Source organism: Streptomyces sp. NPDC004647 (genome assembly GCF_040609575.1).
In the GTDB taxonomy this organism is placed as follows: Bacteria; Actinomycetota; Actinomycetes; order Streptomycetales; family Streptomycetaceae; genus Streptomyces.
Genome location: NZ_JBEXKU010000088.1, coordinates 17,199 through 27,062, shown reverse-complemented (window position 1 = coordinate 27,062; position 9,864 = coordinate 17,199). Strand labels below are relative to the sequence as shown.

The 9,864-nt window shown below is 70.0% G+C and carries 8 protein-coding genes; 5 read left to right on the top strand and 3 right to left on the bottom strand.

Features of this window, described 5'->3' with window-relative positions:
* The 5 genes from ABZW18_RS28950 to ABZW18_RS28930 form a co-directional block, all read left to right on the top strand.
* On the top strand, positions 1 to 1,695 hold a 1,695-nt coding region (locus ABZW18_RS28950; RefSeq protein ID WP_356193029.1), incomplete at its 5' end, for a nitroreductase family protein.
* On the top strand, positions 1,692 to 2,459 hold the full coding sequence (locus ABZW18_RS28945) for an alpha/beta fold hydrolase (RefSeq protein ID WP_356193027.1): 768 nt from the start codon (positions 1,692 to 1,694) through the stop codon (positions 2,457 to 2,459). The genes ABZW18_RS28950 and ABZW18_RS28945, both read left to right, overlap by 4 nt.
* A 303-nt stretch (positions 2,460 to 2,762) precedes the next feature.
* Entirely contained in the window at positions 2,763 to 3,443 is a 681-nt protein-coding gene (locus ABZW18_RS28940; RefSeq protein WP_356193024.1) for a hypothetical protein, read from the top strand.
* A gap of 557 nt (positions 3,444 to 4,000) precedes the next feature.
* A complete protein-coding gene (locus ABZW18_RS28935; protein WP_356193022.1) occupies positions 4,001 to 5,056 on the top strand; it encodes a right-handed parallel beta-helix repeat-containing protein in 1,056 nt (351 codons plus the stop codon).
* A gap of 39 nt (positions 5,057 to 5,095) precedes the next feature.
* Entirely contained in the window at positions 5,096 to 6,124 is a 1,029-nt protein-coding gene (locus ABZW18_RS28930; protein WP_356193019.1) for a methyltransferase, read from the top strand.
* Between the two features lie 62 nt (positions 6,125 to 6,186).
* Here ABZW18_RS28930 and ABZW18_RS28925 read toward each other — a convergent pair whose 3' ends face one another.
* Genes ABZW18_RS28925 through accD form a run of 3 tightly spaced genes read right to left on the bottom strand, consistent with a single transcriptional unit; the run spans position 6,187 to position 9,859 of the window.
* Complete coding sequence (locus ABZW18_RS28925) at positions 6,187 to 7,566, bottom strand: acetyl-CoA carboxylase biotin carboxylase subunit (protein WP_356193017.1); 1,380 nt, start codon at positions 7,564 to 7,566, stop codon at positions 6,187 to 6,189.
* A 5-nt stretch (positions 7,567 to 7,571) separates the two neighbouring features.
* Positions 7,572 to 8,138 carry a biotin/lipoyl-containing protein gene (locus ABZW18_RS28920; protein ID WP_356193014.1) on the bottom strand — a complete coding sequence of 189 codons (567 nt, stop codon included), beginning with the start codon at positions 8,136 to 8,138 and terminating at the stop codon, positions 7,572 to 7,574.
* Positions 8,135 to 9,859, bottom strand: coding sequence for an acetyl-CoA carboxylase, carboxyltransferase subunit beta (gene accD / locus ABZW18_RS28915; RefSeq protein ID WP_356193012.1), 1,725 nt, complete (start codon positions 9,857 to 9,859; stop codon positions 8,135 to 8,137). The genes ABZW18_RS28920 and accD overlap by 4 nt, the downstream gene beginning before the upstream one ends.
* Between the last annotated feature and the right edge of the window lie 5 nt (positions 9,860 to 9,864).

Genomic DNA, 9,864 nt, shown 5'->3' with positions numbered 1-9,864 from the left:
GCCGACGCCGGCCGCGGCTCCATCCCGTACGGCAGGCCCATGCGCAACCAGACCTTCGAGATTCTCGACGACCGACTGGAACCTTGCGCCGTGTGGGTCACGGGGGAGATGTACATCGGCGGGAGCGGTCTGGCGGACGGCTACTGGCGGGATCCGGAGCGCACCGCGGAGTCGTTCATCGTCCATCCCCGTACCGGCCGGAGGCTCTACCGCACCGGGGACCTCGGCCGGTGGCTGCCGGACGGCGAGATCGAGATCGTCGGCCGGGAGGACTTCCAGGTCAAGATACGCGGGTACCGCGTCGAACTCGGTGAGATCGAGGCGGCGTTGCTCCGCCAGGACGAGGTCCGCGCGGCCGCCGTCGTCGCCGTCGGAGGCGAACGCGAGGGCCGCCGCCTCGCCGCCGTCGTCGTTCCGGAAAGCCGGGACGGCGCCGCCGCCCGGCAGGCCTACGACGAGGCGCTCGGCGATGTCATCACCGACCCCGCAGAACGGCTGGCCTTCAAGGCGCGGCGCCTCGGGCTGCGCACCGACCTCGAGGGAACCGCCCAGGAGCTGCCCACCGCGACGCCGCGCGACGAGCCGGGGACCCGGCCCCGTGCCAGCCGCCGGACCTACGGGGACGGGCCGGTGCCCCTGGACGCGATCGGCCGGCTGCTGGAACCGCTGCGGGCCGACGACCAAGGCCCCTTCCCGACATACCGTTACGGCTCGGCCGGAGCGCTCTACCCGGTGCAGACCTACCTCTATGTCGCGCCGGGCCGGGTCGGCGGCCTCGACGGCGGCACGTACTACTACGATCCGCGGCAGCACCGGCTGGTGTCGCTGGACGCGGACGCCGAGCTCGACCCGGCGATTCACGCGCCGGACAACCAGGGGACGTTCCGCAGCTCCGCGTTCTCCGTCTTCCTCGTCGCCCGGCGCGAAGCCGTCGAGCCGATGTACGGGAAGCGGGCGCGCGACTTCTGCCTGCTGGAGGCGGGCCTGATGACGCAGCTGCTGGACGGTTCCGCGGAGGCGTGCGGGATCGGGCTCTGCCAGGTCGGCTTCATCCGCGCCACGGACGCGCTGCGCCGGGCGCTGGCCCTCGACGACGACAGCGAGGTGCTGCACGGGCTGCTCGGAGGCTCCCTCGCGGCCGACGCTGCCCCGGCCCCGGCCTCGGTACCCGCCCCCGGCCCCCTCGGCGCAGTCCTCCGCGAGCGGCTGGCGGCAAGGCTCCCCGGCTACATGGTGCCGTCCTCCTTCACCGAGGTGGAGCAGCTGCCGCTCACCTCACGCGGCAAGCTCGACCGGCGTGAACTGCAACGCCTGGCCGAGGAGGCGGCCGTAACCGGCTCAGGCCCCGGCGACGGCGGCAGCGGTGACGGCGGGGCCGAGAGCGAGACCGAGGCGACGATCCTCGCGATCCTCCGGGCCGAACTGCAGCACGACGCCATCACCGTCCACGACCATCTGCTCGACATCGGAGCGGACTCCGTTCTCATCGTCCGCATCCACCGCATCCTCCAGACCGCGCTGGACAGCCGGTTCCCGCTGGTGACCATGTTCGAGCAACCGACGGTACGGCGGCTCGCCGATCACCTGTCCGGAGCGCGACCCGCCGAGGACGGCCGCCCGTCCCCGATGGATGAGGCATCCGACGGATCCCTCCCCAGGGGACGGGGCCGGCGGGCAGCGAGGCGCCGGCGGTGAGGGGGGACGCGACACCTCGACCTGCCGGCACCGGCACAGGGCTCCGGCTGTTCTGTCTGCCCTACGCAGGCGGTTCGGCGCGGCTGTTCAAGCACTGGGAGCGGGAGCTCCCCGGTTTCGTCGAGGTGTGCCCGATCGAGCTGCCCGGCCGCGGTACCCGCTTCGGCGAGCCCCCGTACACCGATCCGGAGTGGCTCGTCGAGGATGTGCTCGCCGGTCTGGAGGGGCGGCTCGACCTGCCGTTCGTACTCTTCGGCTACAGCCTCGGATCGCTCCTGGCGTTCGAGGCCGCCCGTCGGCTGGAGGCGCTGGGAAGGGCCCCCGTATGTCTTGTGGTGGCGGCGTTCTCCGCACCCGGCCCGCGGTCCCGGGAGGAGGGGGAAGGGGCATCGTTCCTGCCCGACGCGGAGTTCCGCCGACGCCTCGGCGAGCTCAACGGGACACCACGCGAACTGCTGGACAACGACGCGTTCATGGAGCTGATGCTCCCGGTCATCAGGGCCGACTTCCGGATCGCCGACACCTATGTGTACCGTCCGGGCCCGCCCCTCGGGTGCCCCGTCGTGGCCTTCGGCGGCGAGGACGACGCGGAGTTCGGCATGGCCGAGGTCCGGGCGTGGTCCCGGCACACCGACGCGGAGTTCTCGCTCCACCGCATGCCAGGAGACCACTTCTTCCTGCACAGCCACCACGAACTGCTCTTGAAGGAGCTGTCCACCGAACTCACCGCACACATGTCGAGCTATGGGCGTCCGGGCCGCTGAATACACCAAGTGTCGTGAGTGCGTGCATAACTGACTTTCTTTCAGAGCGGCGACAGGCAAAAAGGAATTTGCGGACGAGTGCGCTTTGTGTTGAGCACGACCGCGCCGGGATCCGTACTCAACGGTGCGATACCGCGGCAGGCATCACTTGGGGTCCCGTGCCCGGCCGTGATATCGCAGCCGGGAGAGACCGACGGATCCGGGTGACACCCCCACGGGTGAAAGCGCCGGCGCCGAGCGGCCGTTGCCGCTGACTGGAGGGCGCTCCCACGTCCTGTTTTCTTCTTCTGCGAGGTTGAGCGCATGTCTCGAGCAATACGCACCAACAAGCGTCGTGTGCTGGGAATCGGAATGGCGAGCGCGGCTCTGATCACCGGTGTCGTGGCCACCGGCGCGGCCATGGCCGGGGAGGACAAGGGTTCCTCCGCGGCGGCGGAGGGCGCGAGCCAGGCCAACAAGTGCCCGTCCGTGAACGCGAAGACGTCCGAGGCGGTCACCAAGGCGAAGGAGGGCGTCTCGTTCGACGCCTCGCAGCTGGACGCCCAGCTGGCGAAGTTCCTGCCGCTGGCCGGGCTCGAGGCGGACAGTCTGCAGGGCCTGGACGACGCCCTGAAGGCGCTCCCGGCAAGCGACGCCGGTGTGCTGATCGACGGCATCAAGGTCGGCGGTGGCGGCAAGGCCCCGGAGGTAAAGATCAAGTCCCTCGACCAGCAGAAGCCCAAGGCGTACGCGAAGGCCAACCCGACCGCCGATCTCGGGCAGATGAACGCCCAACTCGCCGCGCTGAACCAGAGCCTGGCCGAGGCCTGGTCCGAGTCGGGCGGTCTGGAGAACCTCCAGGCGGCCTTCGGCCAGATCGCGGTGAACAGCGTCATCGACGTCGGCGACATCGAGCTCGAGCTCAAGAAGGACTCGGCGGAGCAGGTGAACGTCAAGGTGAAGTCCCTCGCCGGCTGCGACACGGGTGCGGCTGTCCAGCAGTGACCCCCCGGGTCTCCAGGGACGTGTTCCTCACCGGCAAGGGTGAACGCGAGCAGGGCGGAGGCGGAGCTCTCGCGACCGTCCGGGCGGCCGCTGCCCGCCCCGCGTAGGAGGGGCGGCCTGCCCCCGACGGTCAGGCCGCCCTTGGGCCGTGTGGGCGTACCGAGCTGAGGCCCGGCTCGCCCCGGGGCCCCGGTGAGGGGCCGTTCGGGTGGTGACCGGCGACAGCTGTCCGCGCTGAGGTGTCGTCCCGGGCCTTGCGCCGTTGGCCACTACGTGACCGTCCCTCGCGTTCGACCCTGGTTCCTGCCGGCCGGCCTGGCGTCCTTCCTCATCACCGAGATGCCGGACGGGCCGACCGCTCCTCAGCCGGGTGCCGAAGGCGACCCGTTGCCCGTCGAGCCCGCGGGGACGGCCGTCACCACGAAAGGGCAGGAAGGCGCTGCCCCGCCCCCGGATTGAGCCGAATGCCGGGACCGGTAGGGCCGATGGGAGCACCTGCTGTAGCTGACGGGTTACCACATGTGGCGAACCCCGCTGATCGCCCATAGCTTCGGATCATGACAAAACGCCAGGTGAAGTACCTCGCAAGCATCACAGCCGTCATGGTCACGGGACTGGGCGCCGCCCCGCATCCCCACGAGAGCAAGCACGTCGTCCACCCGGGGCAGTCGATCCAGAAGGCGGTGAACAAGGCCAGACCAGGGGACACCATCGTCATCTTGCCCGGAACCTTCCGGGAGAGCGTCCGGATCACCAAGTCGAATCTGACCCTCCGTGGGTCGGGGGCGGACACGGTGATCAAGCCGGCCGCCGGCAGGACGAAGAACTCCTGTGCGCAGGCCGGCAACGGCATCTGCGTCACCGGTACGGCCGACCACGTCGTCAGGAAGGTGAGCATCCGCTCGCTGACCGTCTCCGGCTTCAAGAACAACGCCATCTGGGCCACCGGGACCGACCGCCTGGGTGTCTACGGTGTGACAGCCGAGAAGAGCGGTAAGTGGGGCATCGCGCAGCAGAAGTCCACGCGGGGCGTGTTCAACTACAACACCGCCCGGAACAACGCAGAGACGGGCATCTTCATCGCGAACACGACCGAACGAGAGGGCGGATCGCTCGACACCAAGGGTGCGGTGATCAGGGGCAACACTCTCTCGGGTAACCGGATCGGCGTCACGATCCGGCGCAGCAGAAACCTCACGATCGAGAACAACACGGTGACCGGGAACTGCGGTGGAATCTTCGTCGTGGGCGATGAGTCGAAGCCGCGGGCGGGTGCCCTCAGCGTTGTCTACAACGAGGTCTCCAAGAACAACAAGTACTGCGCAGGAAACACCCGCCTCCCGTTCATCCAGGGCTCCGGAATTGTTCTCACCGGCGCCGAGGACACGCTGGTACGAGGCAATCTCGTACGGGACAACGTCGGAAAGTCACCGCTCTCCGGCGGAATCGTGCTCTTCAAGAGCTTCGTGGGCGCCCTGAACGAACGCAACACCATCACCTTCAACGTATCGCTGCGCAACAGCCCGGCGGACCAGGTCAATGGGGACACCGGAAAGGGCAACAAATTCAGGAGCAACGTGTGCCGGTCCTCCAAACCAGCCGGCCTGTGCTGACCGGCCAGGTCACCTGATCCGGAAGAATGGAGGCGGTACATGACCACCGTAATCCCCACTCCTCAGCCGGCCATGCAACTTCGGGAACTGGTATTCGGGGCCGCGTGCGCCGCAGCGGTGCGCGCGGCAGCCAGACTCGGTGTTGCGGACGCCCTGAAGGACGCGCCCACCAGCGTGGTCGAACTGGCGGCTGCGGTGGACACCGAGCCGCGGCCACTGCAACGATTGCTCCGCGCGCTGTCCTGCTACGGGATCTTCGCCGAGACCGAGGACGGCAAGTACATCCACACCGAGATGTCACGGCTGTTGCGGGAGGACGCCCCGAACAGCCTGCGGTACATCGCCCTGTGGTGCACCGAGCCCTGGACCTGGGAGGCCTGGCCGCGGCTCGACGAGGCAGTACGTTCCGGCCAGAACGTCTTCCACGATCTGTACGGCAAGGGCTTCTTCGACTACCTGCACGACGATGCCGGAGAGTCGGCCCAGGTGTTCGACCGGGCCATGACCACCTCCAGCAAGCAGTCGGCGCAGGACATCGCCGAACTCCTCGACCTCACCGGGGTGTCGGAGGTGGCGGACATCGGCGGTGGCCAGGGACATGTGCTGGCCAGTCTGCTGGAGAAGCACCCGGCCCTGCGGGGGACGCTGCTCGACCTTCCCAGCGTGGTGAAGAACCCGGATCCACGGCTGCGGAAGGGCGGCCCGCTCGCCGAGCGGGTGCGGATCGTCCCCGGGGACTGCCGCAGTGACATCCCGGTCAAGGCCGATATGTACATCATCAAGAACATCCTCGAGTGGGACGACGAGAGCACTCGCAAGACCCTGGGCAACGTCGTTGCCGCGGCACACCCGGGTGCCAGGGTCCTGGTCATCGAGAATCTCGTCGACGACAGCCCCTCGATGAAGTTCACCACCGCCATGGATCTGCTGCTGCTCCTCAATGTCGGAGGAGCGAAGCACTCCAAGGAGAGTCTGATCAACCGGATGACGGAGGCAGGTCTTCGCGTCGGGGACGTCCGTCCGGTCAACGCGTACCTGCACGCGTTCGAAAGCACCGTCCCCGGTTGAGCCCGGCGGCCGGCCGCCGGGGAAGGGGACATCCCCGGCGGCCGGCTCTCCCTTGCGTTCGCTTATGCCCCGGGCGCGGCAGAGGCCGCCGCCCGGGGCTCGAGCATCTTCCCGACCAGACCCGTGGTGTGTTCCGCGGCCCGGAACTCCGGGCAGGCCAGGGTCCGCCGGAGGAAGTCGATGGTGGTCCGTACCCCGTCGCCACCGACTCGGAACTCTCCCAGGGCGCGGTCCATACGGGCCAGCGCCTGCTCGCGATCGGGCGCCCAGACGACCGTCTTCGCCAGCAGGGAGTCATAGTCCGGTCCCACCTGCCAGCCGGGGAAGCTGTGCGTGTCCACCCGGACGAACGGGCCCCCCGGAGGGACGAACTCGGTCAGCGGTCCGGGAGTCGGAGCGAAATCCCGCGCCGGGTCCTCGGCGTTCACGCGGCACTCCACCGCCACTCCGCGCAGTGCGACGTCCGGCTGGCTCACGCTCAGCGGCCGCCCGGCGGCGATGAGGATCTGCTCGCGCACGATGTCGACTCCGGTGACCATCTCGGTCACCGGGTGCTCGACCTGGAGGCGGCAGTTGACTTCCATCAGATAGAACTCGTGGGACGGCGTCAGGACGAACTCGAACGTGCCGGCCCCGGTGTACCCGACGGCCAGGGCGCCTCGCACCGCGGACTCGCACATCGCCGTGCGCAGTTCCTCCGGCAGATTCGGAGCCGGGGCCTCCTCCATGAGCTTCTGGTGCCGTCGCTGCACCGAGCAGTCGCGCTCGCCGAGGTGGACCGCGCTGCCGTGCCGGTCGCACAGGACCTGGACCTCGACGTGCCGGGCGTCATCGATGAACCGCTCCAGATACAGCCGGTCGTCGCCGAAGACGGCCCGTGCGTGGGCGCGGGTCTCCCGGTACGCGCTCAGGAGGCTGTCGGGGTCGCGTACGACCGCCATACCGCGCCCGCCGCCCCCCGCGACCGCCTTGAAGATCACGGGGTAGCCGGTCTGCTGAGCGATCTCCTTCGCCTCCGCGGCCGTCGTCAGCGCCGCTGTGCTGCCCGGCAGCACGGGCAGGCCCGCCGCCGCCATCGCCGTGCGGGCCGCCGCCTTGTCACCGAGCTGCTGCATCACCCGCGGGGACGGGCCGATGAAGACGATCCCGTTGGCCTCGCAGATCTCGGCGAAGTCGGGGTCCTCCGACAGGAATCCGTACCCCGGGTGGATGGCCTCCGCTCCGGAGAGCAGGGCTGCCTCGACAACCGCGGGCACATGGAGATAGCTGGCCTTCGACGGCGCAGGCCCGATGTGCACGGCCTGGTCGGCGAAGCGCACCACGGCGGAGTCGCGGTCCGCGGTGGAGTACACCGCCACCGTACGGATACCGAGTTCGCGGCAGGCCCGCGCGACGCGCAGCGCGATCTCACCCCGGTTGGCGATGAGGACGGTGCTGAACATCGGGGTCAGCCCTCCGCCTCGGGCAGGGGCTCCAGCGCGACGAGCCGCTGCTGGAACTCCACCGGGTGCGCGTCCGGAGCGAGGAACTCCACCACCCGTCCTGCGGTATCCGCCTCGACCGTGCTCATCATCTTCATGACCTCGAGGATGCCGATCGGCTGCCCGGGGCGTACCACGTCGCCGACCGACAGAAACGGCGGCGCTCCCGGTTCCGGTGCGTGGTAGAACGTGCCGACCGTCGGGGAGAGGACGTACCGGAGCCCGTTCTCCTGCGTCGGGGACGGGTCGAGCGGCGGCCGGGCCGGCTGCTGGAGCGCCGGTTCCGGCTGGGCGGCGGCGCCGATGGCGACCTGGTCCGGCCACTCCATCTCCACGGTCATGTGCCCGTGCTGGAGCTTGATCCTCAGCGGCGGTCTCGGGCCGGCGTTCGCCAGCCCGAGCGCGCTGCGGCAGACCGACTCCAGGTCCGCGCGGGCCAGGGGGGCGAGGTCCGTGCCGCCGAAGCCGTTTCCGGTGAAGGCCGGGCGGTGGCCGTTCTCCTGATGGTTCGTCTTGTGGGTGTCGAGCGTCACGATGCACCTCTTCCGGTTCGGGCAGGAATGCCTTCCTCGACGCCGAAGCGGTGGAACCGGCTTCTGCGGCTCCTCAGCAGCCGGTCGGGTTCCCAGGGCACGAGCTCGTCCAGGGCCGCGTTCAGCGCCGCGCCGAGGAGAGCCGCCGCGGCCACGTGGTCGCAGTGGGCGCCGCCCGGCGGTTCGGGGACCACGCCGTCGACGATCCCCAGGCGGAGCAGTTCGCGTGCGTCGAGTCGCAGCGCCGCCGCGGCGGCCGGGGCCGCCTCGGGCTGCTTCCACAGGATGGCGGCGCAGCCTTCGGGGCTGATGACCGAATACACGCCGTGCGCGCTGACCAGTACACGGTCCGCAACGGCCAGGGCGAGCGCCCCGCCGCTGCCGCCCTCGCCGATCAGTACGGCGACGACGGGCACCTTCAGCCGGGACATCAGCCGCAGATTCTCCGCGATGGCGACGGCCTGGCCGCTCCGCTCCGACTCCGGGCCGGGGTTGGCTCCCGGTGTGTCGATCAGAGTGACGATCGGCAGGCCGAGTTTGGCGGCCATCCGCATCAGCCGGGCCGCCTTGCGGTAGCCGGCGGGCGTGGCCATACCGAACTTGTGGTGCTGTCGTTCGGCGAGTCCCGGCCCGCCCTTGTGACAGCCGATCAGCATCACCGGCCGCCCGTTCAGCAGGCCCGGACCGCCGATGATGGCGGTGCAGTCCTCCGCGAGCCGGTCGCCGTGCAGTTCGTGGAAGTCGTCCAGCAGGTGGCCGGCGTAGTCGAGCGCGGTGGGGCGGTCGGGATGCCGGGCGAGCCGTACCGCCTCCCAGGAGTCCCGCTCGTGCACCTCCTCGAGACGGTGCAGGATCGCGCCGGACGGAGCCGGTGCCGCATCCGGAGGCGGGTCCGGGACAGGCCCGTGCGCCGAGGACCCCAGGGCCAGCAGCCGGCCGAGCGTCGTCCGCAGCGCGGACCGCGGCACGACGTCGTCCACCATGCCGTGCTGGAGGAGGAACTCCGCGGTCTGGAAACCATCCGGCAGCCGCTGCCCCGTGGTCTGCTCGATGACCCGCGGACCGGCGAAGCCCAGCCGCGCACCCGGCTCGGCGAGGATCACATCCGCCAGCGTGGCGAAGGACGCGGCCACGCCCCCGTACGTCGGATCGGTGATCACCGACACGGTGAGGATGCCCGCCTCGTCGAGTTCCGCCAGCACTTGGGCGGTCTTCGCCATCTGCATGAGGGACAGGACACCCTCCTGCATCCGCGCGCCGCCCGACGCCGTCACGAGCAGCAGTGGGATCCGCTCCCGCAGGCTCGTATGCGCGGCTTCGGTGATGAGTGCGCCGACTCCGCAGCCCAGGCTGCCCCCGAGGAACCGGAAGTCCATCGCGGCCACGACCACGGGACGGTTCTCGATCCGGCCCTGCACACAGACGACCGCCTCGTGCAGGCCGGTGGTGGCCCGGGCGTCCGCCAGCCGTTCGGTGTAGGGCCGGGTGTCGGTGAAGTCCAGCGGGTCGTGCAGGGGTTCCACCAGCGCGATCGGCGACGCGGAGCCCGGATCGAGCAGCTGGTCGAGCCGCTGGTGCGCGGTGAGGTGCCCGTGCCAGCCGCAGCCCGGGCACACGCTCAGCGTCCGGCCGAACCGCTTGCCGTAGACCAGCTCGGCACAGCCCTCGCATCGCACCCACTCGGGCGCCGGTTCGGCCGGTCGCTCATCGATCTGCACCATGTCGG